The following is a 16,392-nucleotide window of genomic DNA, read 5'->3' on the forward strand; positions in this document are numbered from 1 at the left end:
CAGTGATGCACTCTCCGGCGGCAACAGCCGCCCAACAGCTTTGTCCTTGAAAGCTTGTCCGTATCTCGCCACTTTGTTTCTTCCACTATCGCCCCCGGGTTGATGATTCTAACGAGGCGACAACTAGTCTGACTCAGGGGGATACAGGGAGAGCCGTTGTGCTCTTCGATCGTGCAAAATTGAAATTAAAGGCAGAGTGCTACGTGCCTTTGCCGGATTATCCGGGAGCCTTAAGAGCTGCAATGGAATTTGGGCTCAACTTTGAGTAATGCGATATGTCATTTGGCCAATAGGGCCAAATGACATGAACCGGGGAGATCAGCGGTCGATACAATCGGGGCTGGCAATTACGGTGTCGCATCATATCGCACGGCACCGCCGACTTTTCGGCAACTGCGTCGAACACACTTCATCTGCCAGCAGGTGAGCTCACTGTTGGAAGATATCAAAACATCTTCGATTCGGTGGAAGCCAAAATAGCATAACAACTTTCCAAACATTTGCACCTCCCGAAGGGAGTTCAAAGTCTATCAGTTTAGCTGACGAAGCTTAACTGGGTAAGTTGCAAACCTCAGCCTGGAGCTTGCCACGCGGTGCGCAGAGCATGCGTGCCGAGGATAAGCGCGCTGGCCCCGAGCCACGGGAACCCAACGGCCAAGAGGACCACACCCACCGAGGCTCCCAGGGTTCCACCAAAACAGAATGCGCGAGCTCGGCGCTTGAGCGGAAGCGGGATGTTCTGCTCAAGTTTGCCGTCAGTGGTCACTCCAGTCAGCAAATAACGAGGCGATCCCGGTAATGCCTGGCTGTAGCGCCCATTGAAATTGAGCGACTCAATATTCAGTAGAGCAGGTGACACTTGAGATGCTTTGTTCAAGCTTGGCAAGAGTGAGGCCGGCACGTGAATAGCTCGGAAGCTAAGTGATTCCTCGCTGTTTGGGAGAGATGCCTTCAATGAATACAAGTCTGGGATGGGAGCCCCGTCAGGGGTTCGTACGGGAGAGAGCGCTATCGCGCTGGAGGAGAAGCGGGTCGGGTTCATTTCCAGTGTAGCAAAGCCGGGCGCGCCCCCAACATCAACTTCATGAATTCCTTTGTAATTCAGAGCTTTGGGTGGGCTAAATTGGGCGTTGTAGGGAAATCTCGTCTCTAATGAGACGAATGGGCGCTGTTCTTGTCTCTAGTGAGACGACGTGTCTTCCTGAAGTGAGACGGATGACGATAAGCCACTGAAATGACTCAATAGGCCTTCTCGTCTCTAATGAGAATCTACGAACATCAAAAGCCGGCGAAAGCCGGCTTTTGATTTTCATTCATAGGGCGGGTTTTTCGATTCTCGACACGGTGGTTATATGTTCTTGGAGGAGAATGTTGTTTATCGGTACAAGTATCTTCCGTTTAATGAAAATTCGATTAAAACGATTGTCGAAGGTTCAATAAGCTTTACCTGTCCGCTCGCTTTCAACGACCCATTTGACTGTAGGCCATACGTCTGTCCAAACAGCGCACTCGATATCTCAGCTAAGCGCCCTGATCTTTATCGTAAGGTCGGCCAGGAGCTTGGACTGTCTCCGGCAAAGAGAATAATGAGCAAGTCGGTAATTCTCAAGAGACTGAAAGATAGGGTTGAGTCAGGCAAGTGGATCACAGATCTACTGGTTGGTGTTGGAGTTGTCTCGTTAAGTACTGATGCGCTGAACACATTGATGTGGTCGCATTATGCAGATTTCCATCGTGGATTTGTTTTGGAATTTAGAATACCTCTGAGGGGAAGGGAAGAGGAAGCGAAATTCGCGCGTGATCGTCTTACGCCCTTTCCAGTAAGGTATTCTGAAAATCGCCCCCATGTTGAAATGTTTTCTAACCCACATGACCTCGTGGAAAAGATTCTCTTGACAAAAAGCTTGGATTGGGCTTATGAGGCGGAGGAGCGGGTTGTTGATCAAATACGTGGACCTGGTATTTTCAAGTATCGCAGAGACGATATTTTGAGGTCGATAATATGCGGTGTAAAGATGCCACTCGATGATTTCAATAGGCTGCAAGCGGTGGTGGCTGCTCTCGCGGAGTCTTTTATGCCGAACTTGCGGATTTTTCGAGCCGAAGAATATCCGCGGAAGTACGGGATTCATGTCCCCGGGCACCCGCGGCTAGGAAACCTTGCTCCTTAGAAGCACTTAATAGGCGTCAGACCTTGTTTCCTGCGGGTATGCATCGGCACGCCAAAATCAACGAGCATCTTCAACGGTCGCCTGCGGTCAAGATGTGCTTTGCTGCTCGCGTGCGTAACGTACGCCGACTTATGCTTGGTCGACTCAATGGGTAGAACTCGTAGGCAATATATGACATTAAGAACCACCAAGGACCAATTGATTCAGTTGCTCGCGGATCCGGACAACAAGGTGCTTGCCTTATCAGGCACGTGGGGCACAGGAAAGAGCCACCTTTGGCGCGATATAAAGGCAGGATCGAACAACGAAGCTGTAAAGAGCGCCCTTTATGTTTCGCTCTTCGGTCTGCGCGACATGAGTCAGGTCAAGCTCAAAGTCTTGCAGAGCGCGCTTCCCAGCGCGGAGAAGCACCTTGCAACATGGGAAAGGGTGCGGGTCGGGATGGAAGGTGCCAGGAAGGTGCTCACTTCGCTGCACAAAGGATTCTCTGCGTTAGATGAGCTCGCACTACTTGCGGTGCCGAGCCTACTCAAGGACAAGGTCATCGTTCTGGATGACATAGAGCGCAAGCACGACAAGCTCAGTATCGACGAAGTACTGGGCTTCATCGACGAATTCACCCAGCAGCACGGGGCTCGATTCGTTCTTATCCTCAACAGCGACCAACTTGAAGACCGCAGGGTTTGGGACACGCTTCGCGAAAAGGTTGTCGACCAAGAGATTCGCCTTAATACGTCAACTGCAGAGGCCTTTGGAATTGCCATTGGACTGGTCCCGTCTCCATACGGGGAGAGCATACGTGCTGCCGCTGAACGGTGCGGACTTACAAATATCCGGAACATTCGAAAGGTCATAAAGGCGGTGAATCGCATCCTCGGGAATAGGACGGATTTGTCAGAAGCGCTGTTGTCGCGGGTTGTACCCTCGACCGTTCTGCTGGCTGCCATTCACTACAAGGGAATCGAGGACGGCCCCGACTCCGCTTTCGTTCTGTCTCAGGGAACCCCCAACGATTGGAGTGTTTTTTTTGATACCGACAAGGCGGAGGATGAGGAGAGTAAGCGTAAGGCGAAGTGGGCGCTCTTGCTCAACGAGCTTGGCATTAATGGCTGCGACGACTTTGAGTTGCTTGTGATCGAGTTCATGCAATCGGGTCTGTTCGATTCTACTGCGGTTACCGCAATCGTCGACCGATATGCAGCGGAAAACGATGCCATGGCTGCTCGGTATGATTTCAGCAAGTTCACGGAACGATTGATTTGGGATCATCGGCTGACCGAATCCGACTTACTTGACGAAGCCAAAGCTCTTTCCACGCGGGTTCATCTCATCGACGTTTACAACTTCACTTCCTTTCATGACGCCGTCGAGGAACTGCCCGACGGGGATGGCATAGCAAAAGACATGTTGGATCGCTGGATCGCGGCGTTCAAGGCCAAGGACTACGACGAATTCGATGACGAGAATACGTTCGGTCGGAAGGTGCATCCCGCAATCAAAGTGGAATTTGATGCCATAAGGGCCAATACGCAGGCCAAGTTGACGTTGTTCGACGCATGCGAGTTCATCGCCAAGAACAGCGGTTGGAGCATGCGACATGAAATGGTTATGAAGAGTGCGACCGTGGAGGACTTCGAGGCGACAATCAAGACGATCGACATACGGAGACTGCGCCTGTTCATGCGACGCATGCTAGAAATGACTATGCAGCCAGGCGGCTATCGCGAGCACTTCGGCGATGCTACAGATCGATTTTCAGAAGCTTGCAAGAATATCGCTCAAGATTCCACGTCAGGCCGGCTTGGAAAGCTTATCAAGAGAGTATTCTCCGATTCAAAACTGAGCCACTTGGTCGAACCATCGGAGCAAGAGGGTACGTAGAAACATTTCCGCACCCATACGAATCAAGGGTTAAAAGGGGACAGACCGCAATTTATTTCCCCGAATCTGCTCATACATCCACGCCGGGTCCATATCCGCTCCGTTGGGCCAGGTCACCACACCAAGATGCAGGCATGCCTGATCGAAACAGGCCTGGTCCTTGAGCGCTTCGAAGACGCCGCATTCCGCGGCAGTCAGAATCGCCGAAAAATCGGCGACTCCTTTCGTGTCATCCATGAAGGTGAGCAATAAGGGACGTAGCAACATTTCCGCTCCGCATAAGACTCAATCGGCTGGTAACGTAACGGCATTGGCGATTATTCGAAGAGAATTGTTCCTCCTGCCCGATCACTCAGTGCGCTCCCATCCGATGGGCCACGCCGAACCGTTCCGCCAGCATGTCGAGTCGCTTGTCCAGTGTCCATAATCTGGCGCCTTGCGTGATCAGGGTGGAGGCGAGCAGGTGCATGTCCACGATGCCGCAGCCGAGGCCGAACAGATGTTCGCGGTCGATGAAAGCCAGCACTTCGGCCGCACTGGCCTGACGGGCGGGCTGCAGGCTGGCGAGGTCGGTCAGTGTTTGCGCGCGGCTCGGTGGGGTGCCGCAGGCCAGTTCGCCGATGATCAGCGGGTGGATCAGTACGAGGTCTCGATCCAGAAGCTGGATGAGCGTGTCGTTACCGTGCCGGAAGTGATCCACCCACACCGAGGTATCGACAAGGATTCCGCTCACTGGGGGGCGCCAGCCCGCGCGCGCGGGATGTCCGGCATGTCGGGCTGGGTTGCGCCCAGCGCGGCAAGCCGTCTGGCCGACTGCACCCTGACGTAGGTCTTGATCGCTTCGCGGAACAGGTCGGCCTTGTCCATGGACGGATCGGCCACTTCAAGCGCCCGCTCGTACAGCGCGTCGTCTATCGTCACGGTCGTTCGCATGGGATGTCCTTGTTTGCATCGGATTTGATGTCATGGTGCGCCAATCCGGATGTGTTTCGCAAGGTGCATGAAGTCCGAAACTGGGGATAGACCCCCGACTCTTCCGAACAATAGGGCGAACAACAGGGGACGCAGCAACGTTCCCCGGCACTGCCAGCCGCTCGCGCTGACGCGGGCGCGTGGGTGGCGCCACGGTGTCATGTCTGCCAGGCGTACCGATAATGCCGGGCACCACAACGCTCAAGCTGTCCGACGAACTCAAGGTGCGCATCGCCTCGGCGGCGCAGCAGTCGGGCAAGACCGCGCAGTGCCTTCGTGGCCGATGCTCCGGCGACGGCAGCCGGGAAGCTGCCCATCCTGCGATCCGGCCTTGCGACGCCTCTCGTGTCATCCATGAAGGTGAGGGCCTGACGGTAATCGGGCCGCTCCGGAAGTGCCTTGATCCGCCGGGGGGGGGGGCGGCGGGGATGACTCCGGAGCTGCTGAAGCCCGGGCGGATCAAGCGCCGGATCTATCGGTCGCGCGCTGACGCTCGTGCCGATGCATTCGACGACATCGAGATGCTCTGCAACGTGAAGCGCCGCCACGGATACACCAACCCGCCATCCCCGGTAGCCTTCGAACGGCTGTACATGTTGAACAGCAGAACCGTCTGGAAAACCCGGGGCGATTCACTCCATCCCGTTCCGGCATCTTTAAACAGGACCATAAAAAGACTATATTAAGTCTTGATCAAATCCGGAGTACGGCCATGCGCTACTCATCTCAAGTCAAGCCGATCAGCTACCTCAAGGCCAACGCGGCCGAGGTCCTGACAAACCTCGCAGAGCAGCGTCAGCCCCTGGTCATCACCCAGAACGGTGAAGCCAAGGCTGTCCTGCAGGACATAGCCTCGTTCGAGGAGACTCAAGAGACGCTGGCTTTGCTGAAAATCCTGGCACTGGGCAACCAGGATGTCGCCGCTGGCAAGGTCAAGTCCGTTGCTGATGTTGTCGCCCGTCTGCGCGCGAAACGAGCCGCGGCCTGATGGCTGGCGCACCTGTCAGGTTCGAGGTCCTGCTCACCGAAGGTGCGCAGCAGGACCTGGAGGCCATCCACGACTACATCGCCGAATTTGACTGTGTGGCCAACGCCAACTACGTGCTGGATGAGTTGATGGCGGTTGTGGAGAGCCTGTCGAAATTTCCGGAGCGCGGCAGCTACCCGAAGGAATTGGTTGGCCTCGGCATCAAGGAATATCGGCAGACCTTCTTCAAGCCGTACCGCGTGATCTACCGCATCACAGGCAATCAAGTGATCATCTACCTGATTGCTGACGGATGCCGTGATATGCAATCAGTGCTGGCCCGCCGCCTGCTTGGCGCTTGACCCACGGCACCCCACGCCAGTAGTCGAAGAGAGCGAATACAACAATAGTGAGCAGAGGGTGCAGGGCGGCAGAGGTCTGCGGGTACTCCCGCAGCGCGGTCACTTCGTCCAGCGACAGTTACAGGGCCTCGACACCTTCGCGGTTGAAGCGCCCGCCTCTCAGTGCGGCGCCCGCGCCGCTGGTAGGCCGGCTGGCCCATTGCGGGGTGTGCGCCCGGAACAGCGGGGTGCCGGGCGGCAGATCGACAAGAATCAACCGACGAAACCCGCGCTGATCGACTCCAGATAGGCAATCGCGTCTTCGGTCCGGCCTTCCTGCACCAGTTGCAGCAGCGTCTTGTGGCGGAACGCGGGGATGGGTTCATTCTTGATGAGGAAGATCGCCCGTTGCGGGTCCGGTTGCACGGCTGCCGCGGCAGACAGCACGCGCATCAGGTCGCGCAGCGCGGACTGGAGCCGCGGTGACTCCGGGTGGGTACGCAGCGTGTTGCGGTGGACTTTCGCCAGTTCGGCGAGATCCTGGAACTGCAGACCCATGACATGGGCGACGTTCGCGGCTGAAAAGCGCGATGTGCCGACTTCGCGCACCGATTCGAGCACGTCTGAAAAGGCGGTGGAAACCATGGCGTCGATCCTGAAGGGGCGTGTGCATAGTCGATACATTGTTGCAGGTGATTCAAGCGCGCAGCGCGCCTTGTTGCCGCTCAAGGTCGGGCACTCGCTACCCCTTTCCGCGTTTCACCAGATCGCCCGCACATGCGGGTAGCTCCTGATCTTTTCGTCGGCGCTGACCAGTGGTGCGGCGAACTTGCGCGCGGTGGCGACGATGATGCGGTCGGCCGGATCCTTGTGGAAGTCGCCCGGCAGTTGCACACTCTTCACGGCAATTTCGCTGTCCACCGGCACCATCTGCACCGCGTCGATCCGGCTGAGGGTGTCCAGCCAGGATGCGATGTCCATCGACAGCGCGACGCGCCCGCGCTCGACCAGCATGGCCAGTTCCCAGGCCGACATGCTTGAAACGAGGATCTGACCGCCGTCCATTTCGGCGTCGATGGCCGACGCCGCGGCGGCGGACAACTGCGCGCGTTCGCCATTGGCCCACCACAGCAGCGCGTGAGTATCGAGCACGATCATCGCGCGGCGTCCCAGTCGTCCTCACCGACCGATTCGGTCGGTTGGTCGTAACGCAGCACGGAGCCGCGCAGGATGTCCAGCGGCGAGCGCTCCTGCGGTGTGAAGCGGCGTACTTCCAGCCGCGGTTCGCCGCGGTCGGTCACGATGAGGGGTTCGCCGCTGCGTTCCACGTCGCGGAAGTATTCCAGCGCGCGCGCCTTGAACTGCGATTTGGATACTTCGGTACTCATCTCGCCTCTTTCTGGTCATAGTCATGGAACCATAGTCATGGTAGGTGCGGATTGTGTCCAAGACAAGGACGCGGGTGTAACTGTCAGGGGTCGAGCGGCCGAACCCGCCTGGGCCACGGACTTTTACCCATGTCTCGACCCGGACGAAGTCAGCGCGTAGTGCGTTCGATTCAGAGCAAGCCAAGAGTTGGTCCATTAACACCCATTCCCCTGCGGCATGGCTTAGAAATGGGTGTAAATGGGCGTAGTATTGGTCACATGCTCCGTTCAGACAGCCTCCTGATCACACCCGAAATCCTCAGCCTGATTGCCCGGATCGACGAATTCAAGGGCGCATGGCGGGCCTTGGGAACGCTCGCGCCCGAGCGTCTTTCGGCGTTGCGGCGGGTGGCGACCATCGAAAGCATCGGCTCGTCCACCCGCATCGAAGGCAGCAAGCTGACTGACCGCGAGGTGGAGCGCCTGCTGTCCAATCTGGCCATTCAGTCCTTCGACACCCGCGACGAGCAGGAGGTGGCCGGTTACGCTGAGCTGATGGACCTGGTGTTCAGCTCGTGGCAGGACATCCCCTTCAACGAGAACCACATCAAGCAATTGCACCAGATCCTGCTGCGCCACAGCGAAAAGGATGCGCGCCACCGGGGGCAGTACAAGACCCATTCGAACAGCGTCGCCGCCTTCGATGAAGGCGGGACACAGATCGGGATTGTCTTCGAGACCGCCACGCCGTTCGACACGCCACGGTTGATGGCCGAATTGGCGTCGTGGGTGAACGATGAACGGGGGAAGAGGCATCTGCACCTGTTGTTGATCATCGCGATCTTCGTGGTGGTTTTTCTGGAAATTCACCCCTTTCAGGATGGCAACGGGCGTTTGAGCCGGGCGCTGACCACCCTGCTGCTGATCCAGGCGGGCTACGCCTATGTGCCGTACAGTTCGCTGGAAAGTGTGATTGAGCTGAACAAGGAAGCCTATTACCTCGCGCTGCGCCAGACACAGGGCACCATCCGCACCAAGGCCCCCGACTGGCAGCCGTGGCTGCTGTTCTTCTTGCGCTCGCTGGCCGAGCAGGTTCGCCGTCTGGAGAAGAAGGTCGAGCGCGAAAAGATCGTGCTGGCCGCACTGCCTGAGCTGTCACTGCAGATCGTGGAATTCGCCCGTGAGCACGGGCGCGTCACGATGATGGATGCGATCAAGCTGACCGGAGCCAGCCGCAACACCTTGAAGCAACACTTCCGCGACCTGACCAAGCGCAACCATCTGGAGCAGCACGGCAGCGGACGCGGTGTGTGGTACGGGTTGAAGTGATTCGACCCGATCGGTTCCTATTTCATCAACGACGTTTCCGCTGAACCGGCTTGACTTGGCGCCTTCGGGTCAGACCCCATTAGCCCCATCGGTCCGTGGTGGAACACTGCTACGTCTGAGCGGACGTGATCGAGGGGCCTTGCTGCGGCCCCTCGATGGCTGACGTCGGGGCGACGTCAGGCCGGCATCCGCGCGCGGCGCGACATGCCGGCAACGAGGAACAGTCCGGCCACCATCATTCCCCAGGTTTCCGGCTCGGGCACCGGCAGTGAAAAGCTGCCCTGCACGGTCTTGCTGAGGACTTGATCAAAGGGCGAGGGATAGGCTTCGCGGCCGATGAAGGTGCCGCCACCCGTGATGCCCGCGAACACACCGGTTCCGCCTGTGTATTCGAAACTGCCCTCGTATTCATACACTTCGCCGCTCTCGGCGGTGCGGCGGAAATAGTCGACCCAGTAAAGGCCCGTGTAGCTGCCATGGGCGTTGCCGCCGGTCAGCACGCAACCGCCTTCGTCGTAGCAGTAGGTCTGACCCGACGCCGGAGCGTAGAAAGGCGTAAAGGTGTGTTGCGTCGCGCTTTGTAGCATCGACGGCAGATTGCTGCCATCCGCCACGAGGACGAAGTCTTCGTAGCGTTCAAAGGGAAAAGTGTTCAGGTTGTAGGTGACGCTACCGACGAAGGACTCGGTGAATTCGTAGGTGACGGTCGGGTTCGCTGCTTGCGCCAGGCTGCAACTGACAAGCAGAGCCGAGGTAAATGCGAGCTTCTTGAAGGAGAGCATGACTGTTGTCCAGGTCTGGTGAGAAATCGTGAAGCCCATCGAGGTGGAATAAGGAATGCGCGAGACAGCATGTAGCAAGTACTGCACCAAAGACGATATCCATATGGAACAGTCATTTATGCGAGTCGCCTCTTTCAGGTGTAAGGAATTCCGACGGTTGTCCGGGTTTCGGGAGACAGCCTGGGTGGAGAAGAAGTGGTGGTCACAGGGGACTTTCCAACATATCCGGCGATGCCGGCAGCCCGCACTGCCGATGCTGCGGCGGTGCAACCATGGTTTCACCTCTACCGGAGAGTGCCGACGATGACGCGCACCACAACGCTCAAGCTGTCCGACGAACTCAGGGCGCGCATCGCGTCGGCGGCACAGCAGAGAGGCAAGACCGCGCACGCCTTCATGGTCGAGGCGCTCGAACTGCAGACCGATCTCGCAGAACGGCGCAGTGCCTTTGTGGCCGACGCGCTGCTGGCCCGCGAGGAGGTTGCGCGCGACGGCCTCGTGCTGGATGCCGACGAAGTGTTCGATTACCTGAAGGCGCGCGCCGACGGTCGACCCGCTCGCAAACCCACATCCAAGTCGGACTTGTTGGCGATCTGAGCAGCGACCTGCATTGAGCACACGTCTGGTTCCGGCGCCGCGCGCGCGGGCCGATCTGGCGGGGCCACGCGAGACGGAAACACGCGCGCACTCCGGCGCCGCGCGCGCGGGCCGATCTGGAACGGCTGACCGAATGTATGCTGCAAGCGGTCGCCCCGGCGACGGCCGCCGAAACGCTGCCCTTGCTGCAGTCAGGTCTCGCGCTGTTGCGTCAGCATCCGTCGATCTGCCGCAAGGCCGAACACGGTTTGCGCGAGTTGGTGATTTCGCACGGCCGGACGGGTTACATGTCCCTGCATGACTATGACGCCCGTCGCGACATGGCGATTGTGCCGGCGGCGAGACAGAGCAGCGCGACGGCGGTTACGCCGATTGAGCGCTGTGGCTTCGTCCCTGCGCGCGGGTTGTGACCCCCACGACTAGAGGGCTTCGCAATATTTGGCAAGACTGCTTGCGGATCCAGCCCGTAGGTTGGGGTGAGCGCAGCGATGCCCAACATGAGCCCGAACAGAAGCGTGCAAAACGCGTACCTTTGGGTGAGCGCAGCGATGCCCGACATCAGGCGCGTGGCGCGAGTTACCGCTGGTGACCAGAGAAGCGGTTCCCTTCGAGCGCACCGGCAGGATACGAGCACGGTCCCGTCACGCGAAAAAGGTACCCTGCCTCCGGAACCGCGGCGGCCGCCCCGCGTCGACCGTCGGTCTGCCTGCCCCATCCGGAGAATGCCGTGTCCCTGCTACGTCTGAGTGTCCTGCTGTGTGCGGTGCTGCTGCCGCTCTGCCTTCCTGCGCGAGCGGCTGAAGACTCTGCGGTTAAAGACCTTTCGAAGCTGTCCTACGATGCCCGGCTGACCGGCTACGAATACGCGTTCGGGGTGAAGTTCTTCCCGATCGCGTCGCAGGGCCAGTCGCTGGAAATGGCGTACATCTTTCTTCCGGGCGAGGCCGGCAAGCCGGTGGTCACGCTGCTGCACGGCAAGAATTTCAACGCCGATTACTGGGCTTCCACCGCCCGCCATCTGCGGAAGCAGGGCTATGGCGTACTGATTCCCGACCAGATCGGGTTCGGCAAGTCGTCCAAGCCGATGCAGTACCAGTATTCGTTTCCCGTGTTGGCGAGCCACACGCGCGCGCTGATGAAGTCGCTCGGCATCGAAAGATCGGTCGTCATCGGGCATTCGATGGGCGGCATGCTGGCCAGTCGCTTCGCGTTGATGTATCCGCAGGCGGTGCAGCAACTGGTGCTGGTGAACCCGATCGGCCTGGAAAACTACCTGAAGTATGCCGAGTACAAGGACACCGATTTCTTCTACAAGGCCGAGCAGGCGCAGACGGCCGCGGGCATCGCCAAATATCAGCGCGACAATTACTACGCCGGCCAGTGGAATGAACGCTACGAGGCGCTGACCCGCTTTCTCGTCGGCCAGCTCCAGGGGCCGGACAAGGCGCAGGTGGCCTGGGTCAATGCGCTGACCTACGACATGATCTTCACCCAGCCGGTCGTGACCGAATTCGGCGACCTGTCGGTGCCGGTCAGCCTGATCATCGGTACGCGCGATCGCACCGGCCCCGGTCGCGGCTGGATGAGAGCCGGCGTCGATTACGAACCCGGGCGCTACGACCGGCTCGGCAAGACGGCCGCCGCGCTGATTCCCGGCGCCGTGCTGTACGAGCTGCCGGATCTGGGCCATCTGCCGCAGATCGAGAATTTCGACGTGTTCACCGGGGTGCTGGACAAGGCGCTGGCCGGCCGCAGGTAGTCCGGAAAGCAGCGGAAGAGAATCGGGCAAACGCCCCATTTCCTCAGTTCGATTCAGTCGCTCTCGGTGAAAGGGCCGTATCGCTCCAGGTCCATGCTGTCGTGAAGAAGCCGTAGCACATCGATCACTGTGCTGTTTTGATTGCTGGCGATCCGGAACATCACGAAATGTCGCCCCTTGCGGCCGTTTCGTGCGACGTGAAGCGACCGGATGCCGATGCCGATTTCGGGGCGTTCCCTGACGCCGATGGCATCGGGACCAGCAATCAGTGCCTGCAGCGCCAGCGAGAGCGTGTCCGCATACGTCCGTGCCTGCGCCGAACCGAAGTTCTGGGTTGTCCAGCGCAGAATGTGACGGTAATCCGTCTCGGCCGCTGCCGACAGGCGAACTGTCCAGGCATGCTCGCCCACTATGGGAGGGCGCTTGCCGAAGTCAGGGCGGCGAGATGTTCGGCCAGGGCGTCCGCCGAGTCAAAGCGCTCGAACCGACCCGCGTCGATGTCGGCCATGCCGACCGCGGCGGCGTCGCGCAATGTGGCAAGGCGCATGGCGTCTTCGGACTCCCGGCGCTCGATCAGTCTCAGCCCTTCGCGCAAGACCTCGCTGGCGTTCTGATAGCGCCCGGAGGTGACCAACTGCTCCACAAGCTGAGTCTGGTGGTCGGTCAGGACAACGTTTCGGGTGGGCATGGGTATCTTCTGAATCGGTTTTGTGTTGGCATACTATGCCATAGGTCCGGCGCTGTCAGACATCGGTGACGAGGCTACATTTCCCGCGCGGCCGGCTGCTCTGTCGGGAACATCGTCCTGCCCAAAGGCGTATTGCCCGACAGACAGTCGATGTTAAGCAGTGTCTGTCCCGATCAGTCCGCTACGTCGTGGGCCGCGCGCAAGCTTCTTGCTTCCATGCCGCTATCCGTCACTCTCCGGCATCGATCCATGAAGCTTTACATGACCCCCGGCTCGTGCACGACCGGCATCCACATCCTGCTCGAGACGCTGGAACTGCCTTTCGAGGCCTGGATCATCAGCATTCCGGCCGGCGACCATCTCGCGCCGGACTATGTCGCAATCAATCCGAAGTCCACGATTCCGACACTGGTGCGCGACGATGGCAGCGCACTGACCGAGTTCCAGTCCATCGCCTGGTGGCTGGCGCGCACCCACCCGAAGTCGAAGCTGCTGCCCACTGACGCGGAAGGCGAAACCCGCGTGCTCGAAGTGATGGACTACGTCGTCGGCACGCTGCACGGCCAGGGCTTCGCGCGCATCTTCGCGACCGACAAGTTCGCCACCGACCCGGCGCAGCACGAGGCGGTGAAGGCGCGCGGGCGGGATATCGTCGAACAGGGCTTCGCCATCGTCGACGCTCAACTGCCGCACCTGCGCGAACTCGCGGGCGACTTCTGCATCGCCGATGCCGCCTTGTTCTACGTTGAGTTCTGGGCCAGCCACTGCGGCATTGCGCTGCCGCCCAACTGCCAAGCGCACTACGAACGCATGCGCGCCCGGCCGGTCGTTGCGGGGGTGCTGCGCGAAGAGGGATATCGCTGAAGCGACCCTCGCCGTCAGCGCGGCAGAGGGAGGGGGCGGGGCAGGGGGCTTCGTTTCCGTTCGTGGCTGCGACGTCGGTCGCGACAGGGCGATCGTGCTGGCGGTGAGCCCCCGCGCGAGGGGCGGCTACAGGGACTGAACGTCACGGGGAAACAGGGGGCAGACCCCTGTTTCCTTGCTTGCTAGGTGCCTTGATCAGGCACGCCGACGTCGGGCGATCACGCCTATCAGTCCCAGGCCGGCCAGCAGCAGCGCATAGACCTGCGGCTCGGGTATCGGCTGGGTCATGACGGAAACCTTTCCGAATGCGGATGCACCCATCTGGTCGTAGTTCGGTCCGCGGAAGACAAGACCCGTGATGGTGCGACCGGAAGACGCCACCGTGCGGCTGAAGCTACCGCCACCGCCGGCCACCATGATGTCGATCGTACTTTCTGCACGGTTCCAGGTCATCGTCGTGGTGTACGTGGCGCCCGGAACGTAGTCACCGACCTCGGTGCCGCGCCCGACGTCGCCGATCAGGATCATCGTGTCGCTCGACTTGAAATCCCAACCGTAGCGCTTTCCCATGTCGAAAACCACGTTGCCATCGGCACCGCAGTCGGGTGAGCAGATCTGGCGCACGTAAAACCATCCCGGTGAAACGAATCCGGGCTGATAGGGGCCAGGCTGGTATCCCGAAGCCGTGAACGTGCTGCTGATCGTCAGCGGCTGATCGGGCGTCACCGTAAATTCGTAGATCAGTTCGTTGAGCGCAGCGCTGCTCGACGGCACTGAAATCATGCTGCCCCAGTCAGCGACCGGAACCATCGTGCTGTCGGCGATCGCTGCACCGCTGAAAACCATGCCGGCAAGCACTGTGGAACGAATGAGCGGAGTTTTATTCATGAGTTGTCATCCCTTTGAAAAGGCGAATCGATGGCACGCGATCCGCGTCGATCAACCAACGCCTGATGCTGCGTCGGAGCACGATCGATCAGTGGGCCGTGTGCCCTTTTGCCGGTGTTGTGCGACGCCGGCAATTTCAGCCTATGCCCGGATCACCCGGGGATTTTGACCAGGGTCAACAGGGCGCAATGCCCCGTCGGCCCGTCGAAAAGCCGGTCCCGACGCGGAGAATGTTGAGCCCCCTTCCAAGGCGGGCGCGACGGGGATCAGGGCGGAAAGAAGGAAAAAAAGGTGCGAGGGGGAAGTAAAACAGGCCTGTTTCCTTCGGTGCGCAGCGCATCAGCCCTTCGCGAGCCGTTTCCTCACGGCCGCAGTTGCACCCAGACCCTGCGGCCGTTGCAGGTAGACGGCGGGTTCGGGAATGGGGAAAGTTGGAGTTTCGCTGACGATGCGCCCATTCACCGGGTTGCGGTATTCGAGTGCCCGTAGTGAGTCCAGTCTGCCCCGGACTTCGTCGGGCAGCGGCACCGGAGCCGACCGCCCTGAAGAATGGGAAGAATGGGAAATGCGACCGATATCCGCCAGTATTCGTGCCTCGGCGGCAACGCATCAACCGGCAGTTTCCGGCCCGATTGCCCGCGACTGCAGCGGCTCGCCGGGCGGTCAGCGAGCCAGCGGCCGCCGTGTTCCATCAGCTTTCTGCGGACGGCCCGCTGGACTGCGGTCTGACCCGGCGCGGGGTCATGCCGCGCTCGCGGCGCAGCAGCTTGCGCAGCATCGACGCGTCCGCATACCCCACCTGTGCGGCTACCGACTCGATCGACGCCCGCCCGGTTTCGAGCAGCTGTGTCGCGCGCTCGACGCGCAGTTTCTGCACGTACTGGATCGGCGACATGCCGACTGCCGACGCGAAATGCCGGCTCAGTGTGCGCGGCGTCAGGTGCAGCGCATCGGCCAGCATGGCGAGTGTTACCGGTTCGCCGAGGCGCGTCTGCAGCCAGCGGTCGGCGCGCTGCAGCGTGGGGGTCTGGCTGACCAGATGCGAGGCGATGGCGTACTGGCTCTGCGACACGCGGTGATCCAGCATCAGGAAGCGCGCGCAATTGCGCGCCAGCTCGTCGGAACCGTGGCGGGCCACCAGTGCGAGCATCAGGTCGGCCTGGGCCAGCGCGGCGCCGGCCGTGCTGAGGGCGCCGTCACGGACCACCATGCGCGCCATGTCGAGGTCGACGCGCGGAAAGCGCTCCCGGAAATACGGTGCCAGCCACCAGCTCGTGGTGGCGACGCGCCCGTCGAGCAGACCGGCCTGCGCCAACGCAAAGGTGCTGACGCAGGACGCCGCCACTTCCGAGCCGGCTTCGAGCCAGTCGCTCACCCGGTCCATCGCCTTCACGACCTCGCGGCTCACCAGCCAGTCTTCGAGTTCGCCGCGCGACGCGCGATTGGCACCCGGCAGAAGCAGTAGTCCGGGCGGCGGCAGATCGGCCATGCGCTCGAGCGGCCCGACTTCGAGCCCGGAACCGCTGCGCTCGCGCCGCCGTCCGCTGCCGGCCAGCGTGATGTCGAACAGCGGTGGCCGGGCCGCGAGCACGCACAGCCGATTAGCGGTGTTCATCACGTCGAGCGTGATGCCCAGGCTGATGTCGAGTACGCCGGGCAGAATCAGTACGGCTGTTTTCATGATGTCCATATTAGCCCGGTTGATGTCGATATGGACACTCGATGGCGAGCCCGTGCGGCCTCAGCATGGGGGCCTGACCCACCGGTTGGCGACCATGACAAAGGA

At 60.1% G+C, this 16,392-nt stretch carries 21 protein-coding genes; 10 read left to right on the forward strand and 11 right to left on the reverse strand.

Annotated features, from left to right (window positions below; translation table 11 throughout):
* The first annotated feature begins 1,352 nt into the window (after positions 1 to 1,352).
* The gene (locus Q8R75_RS11685; protein ID WP_305625933.1) at positions 1,353 to 2,171 is read left to right on the forward strand and encodes a DUF2971 domain-containing protein; all 819 of its coding nucleotides are present in this window, start codon (positions 1,353 to 1,355) and stop codon (positions 2,169 to 2,171) included.
* Between the two features lie 171 nt (positions 2,172 to 2,342).
* Complete coding sequence (locus tag Q8R75_RS11690; RefSeq protein WP_305625932.1) at positions 2,343 to 4,052, forward strand: hypothetical protein; 1,710 nt, start codon at positions 2,343 to 2,345, stop codon at positions 4,050 to 4,052.
* A 30-nt stretch (positions 4,053 to 4,082) separates the two neighbouring features.
* Here the strand turns inward: Q8R75_RS11690 and Q8R75_RS11695 are convergent, their stop codons facing one another.
* The 3 genes from Q8R75_RS11695 to Q8R75_RS11705 all read right to left on the reverse strand — a co-directional run bounded on the left by Q8R75_RS11695 (position 4,083) and on the right by Q8R75_RS11705 (position 4,985).
* The gene (locus Q8R75_RS11695) at positions 4,083 to 4,319 is read right to left on the reverse strand and encodes a DUF2442 domain-containing protein (RefSeq protein ID WP_305625931.1); all 237 of its coding nucleotides are present in this window, start codon (positions 4,317 to 4,319) and stop codon (positions 4,083 to 4,085) included.
* A gap of 85 nt (positions 4,320 to 4,404) precedes the next feature.
* The gene (locus tag Q8R75_RS11700; RefSeq protein ID WP_305625930.1) at positions 4,405 to 4,785 is read right to left on the reverse strand and encodes a type II toxin-antitoxin system VapC family toxin; all 381 of its coding nucleotides are present in this window, start codon (positions 4,783 to 4,785) and stop codon (positions 4,405 to 4,407) included.
* Positions 4,782 to 4,985 carry a type II toxin-antitoxin system VapB family antitoxin gene (locus Q8R75_RS11705; protein ID WP_305625929.1) on the reverse strand — a complete coding sequence of 68 codons (204 nt, stop codon included), beginning with the start codon at positions 4,983 to 4,985 and terminating at the stop codon, positions 4,782 to 4,784. Before Q8R75_RS11705 ends, Q8R75_RS11700 begins: the two co-directional genes overlap by 4 nt.
* A 221-nt stretch (positions 4,986 to 5,206) precedes the next feature.
* On the opposite strand from Q8R75_RS11705, the gene Q8R75_RS11710 reads away from it, so the two are divergent.
* From Q8R75_RS11710 to Q8R75_RS11720, 3 genes are read left to right on the forward strand one after another with little or no spacing between them, the layout of a single operon-like run.
* On the forward strand, positions 5,207 to 5,710 hold the full coding sequence (locus Q8R75_RS11710) for a hypothetical protein (RefSeq protein WP_305663669.1): 504 nt from the start codon (positions 5,207 to 5,209) through the stop codon (positions 5,708 to 5,710).
* A gap of 26 nt (positions 5,711 to 5,736) precedes the next feature.
* Complete coding sequence (locus tag Q8R75_RS11715) at positions 5,737 to 6,012, forward strand: type II toxin-antitoxin system Phd/YefM family antitoxin (protein ID WP_305625928.1); 276 nt, start codon at positions 5,737 to 5,739, stop codon at positions 6,010 to 6,012.
* Positions 6,012 to 6,353, forward strand: coding sequence for a type II toxin-antitoxin system RelE/ParE family toxin (locus tag Q8R75_RS11720; RefSeq protein WP_305625927.1), 342 nt, complete (start codon positions 6,012 to 6,014; stop codon positions 6,351 to 6,353). The genes Q8R75_RS11715 and Q8R75_RS11720 overlap by 1 nt, the downstream gene beginning before the upstream one ends.
* Positions 6,354 to 6,605: 252 nt before the next feature.
* Here the strand turns inward: Q8R75_RS11720 and Q8R75_RS11725 are convergent, their stop codons facing one another.
* The 3 genes from Q8R75_RS11725 to Q8R75_RS11735 form a co-directional block, all read right to left on the reverse strand.
* The gene (locus tag Q8R75_RS11725; protein WP_305625926.1) at positions 6,606 to 6,977 is read right to left on the reverse strand and encodes a hypothetical protein; all 372 of its coding nucleotides are present in this window, start codon (positions 6,975 to 6,977) and stop codon (positions 6,606 to 6,608) included.
* 114 nt (positions 6,978 to 7,091) lie between these two features.
* Complete coding sequence (locus Q8R75_RS11730) at positions 7,092 to 7,490, reverse strand: type II toxin-antitoxin system VapC family toxin (protein ID WP_305625925.1); 399 nt, start codon at positions 7,488 to 7,490, stop codon at positions 7,092 to 7,094.
* Positions 7,487 to 7,720: a type II toxin-antitoxin system Phd/YefM family antitoxin gene (locus Q8R75_RS11735; RefSeq protein ID WP_305625924.1), complete on the reverse strand. Its 234-nt coding sequence runs from the start codon at positions 7,718 to 7,720 to the stop codon at positions 7,487 to 7,489. The genes Q8R75_RS11730 and Q8R75_RS11735 overlap by 4 nt, the downstream gene beginning before the upstream one ends.
* A gap of 258 nt (positions 7,721 to 7,978) precedes the next feature.
* On the opposite strand from Q8R75_RS11735, the gene Q8R75_RS11740 reads away from it, so the two are divergent.
* Complete coding sequence (locus tag Q8R75_RS11740) at positions 7,979 to 9,028, forward strand: Fic family protein (protein WP_305625923.1); 1,050 nt, start codon at positions 7,979 to 7,981, stop codon at positions 9,026 to 9,028.
* Positions 9,029 to 9,204: 176 nt separating this feature from the next.
* On the opposite strand, the gene Q8R75_RS11745 is transcribed toward Q8R75_RS11740, so the two are convergent.
* Positions 9,205 to 9,810: a PEP-CTERM sorting domain-containing protein gene (locus Q8R75_RS11745; RefSeq protein ID WP_305625922.1), complete on the reverse strand. Its 606-nt coding sequence runs from the start codon at positions 9,808 to 9,810 to the stop codon at positions 9,205 to 9,207.
* Positions 9,811 to 10,113: 303 nt separating this feature from the next.
* On the opposite strand from Q8R75_RS11745, the gene Q8R75_RS11750 reads away from it, so the two are divergent.
* The 3 genes from Q8R75_RS11750 (at position 10,114) to Q8R75_RS11760 (ending at position 12,166) form a co-directional block, all read left to right on the forward strand.
* Positions 10,114 to 10,407, forward strand: coding sequence for a hypothetical protein (locus tag Q8R75_RS11750; RefSeq protein ID WP_305625921.1), 294 nt, complete (start codon positions 10,114 to 10,116; stop codon positions 10,405 to 10,407).
* 137 nt (positions 10,408 to 10,544) lie between these two features.
* A complete protein-coding gene (locus Q8R75_RS11755) occupies positions 10,545 to 10,817 on the forward strand; it encodes a type II toxin-antitoxin system RelE/ParE family toxin (RefSeq protein WP_305625920.1) in 273 nt (90 codons plus the stop codon).
* 317 nt (positions 10,818 to 11,134) lie between these two features.
* Positions 11,135 to 12,166 (forward strand): alpha/beta hydrolase, encoded by a 1,032-nt coding sequence (locus Q8R75_RS11760; RefSeq protein ID WP_305625919.1) that lies wholly within the window; start codon positions 11,135 to 11,137, stop codon positions 12,164 to 12,166.
* Positions 12,167 to 12,219: 53 nt separating this feature from the next.
* On the opposite strand, the gene Q8R75_RS11765 is transcribed toward Q8R75_RS11760, so the two are convergent.
* Positions 12,220 to 12,576, reverse strand: coding sequence for a type II toxin-antitoxin system RelE/ParE family toxin (locus Q8R75_RS11765; RefSeq protein WP_305625918.1), 357 nt, complete (start codon positions 12,574 to 12,576; stop codon positions 12,220 to 12,222).
* Complete coding sequence (locus tag Q8R75_RS11770; RefSeq protein WP_305625917.1) at positions 12,576 to 12,854, reverse strand: type II toxin-antitoxin system ParD family antitoxin; 279 nt, start codon at positions 12,852 to 12,854, stop codon at positions 12,576 to 12,578. Before Q8R75_RS11770 ends, Q8R75_RS11765 begins: the two co-directional genes overlap by 1 nt.
* 249 nt (positions 12,855 to 13,103) lie before the next feature.
* Between Q8R75_RS11770 and Q8R75_RS11775 the strand changes: the two genes are divergently transcribed.
* A complete protein-coding gene (locus Q8R75_RS11775) occupies positions 13,104 to 13,718 on the forward strand; it encodes a glutathione S-transferase N-terminal domain-containing protein (protein ID WP_305625916.1) in 615 nt (204 codons plus the stop codon).
* 195 nt (positions 13,719 to 13,913) lie between these two features.
* On the opposite strand, the gene Q8R75_RS11780 is transcribed toward Q8R75_RS11775, so the two are convergent.
* Both Q8R75_RS11780 and Q8R75_RS11785 read right to left on the reverse strand, forming a co-directional pair.
* Positions 13,914 to 14,606: a PEP-CTERM sorting domain-containing protein gene (locus Q8R75_RS11780; RefSeq protein WP_305625915.1), complete on the reverse strand. Its 693-nt coding sequence runs from the start codon at positions 14,604 to 14,606 to the stop codon at positions 13,914 to 13,916.
* A gap of 691 nt (positions 14,607 to 15,297) precedes the next feature.
* Positions 15,298 to 16,287 carry a helix-turn-helix domain-containing protein gene (locus Q8R75_RS11785; protein WP_305625914.1) on the reverse strand — a complete coding sequence of 330 codons (990 nt, stop codon included), beginning with the start codon at positions 16,285 to 16,287 and terminating at the stop codon, positions 15,298 to 15,300.
* Positions 16,288 to 16,392: the final 105 nt, after the last annotated feature.

It is taken from the genome of Methyloversatilis sp. (assembly GCF_030696805.1).
In the GTDB taxonomy this organism is placed as follows: Bacteria; Pseudomonadota; Gammaproteobacteria; order Burkholderiales; family Rhodocyclaceae; genus Methyloversatilis.